This is a genomic window from Actinomyces sp. HMSC075C01 (assembly GCF_001812965.1).
In the GTDB taxonomy this organism is placed as follows: domain Bacteria; phylum Actinomycetota; class Actinomycetes; order Actinomycetales; family Actinomycetaceae; genus Actinomyces; species Actinomyces acetigenes.
Genome location: NZ_KV811017.1, coordinates 1 through 294 on the forward strand (window position 1 = coordinate 1; position 294 = coordinate 294).

The window sequence follows — 294 nt, forward strand, 5'->3', positions numbered from 1 at the left end:
GGGGGCGCGGGCCCCGCAGGGACGATGAGTGGTGTCTAATCAATCCCTTCGTCCTGGGAGCCCGCGCCGATGTCATCTTCCACCACGACCGCCTTGTCGCGCCAGCCCCTGGTCCAGGTTCTCAGGAACATCACCGACCCACGCGACAGGCGCGGTGTGCGTCATAACCTGTCTACGGTCCTGTCCCTGGCCGTGACCGGGGTGCTGGCCGGCTGCCGGAGCCTGACAGCGATATGGGAGCACACCACCGACCTGACCAGCGCCGACCTGGAGGCCCTGGGACTAGCGGCGGGC

General features: G+C 68.4%; 1 protein-coding gene. It reads left to right on the top strand.

Annotated elements, in window-relative coordinates; genetic code table 11:
- Positions 1–69: 69 nt before the first annotated feature.
- Positions 70–294 (top strand): transposase family protein (locus HMPREF2883_RS09780; RefSeq protein ID WP_070661666.1); only part of this gene is annotated, 225 nt, incomplete at its 3' end.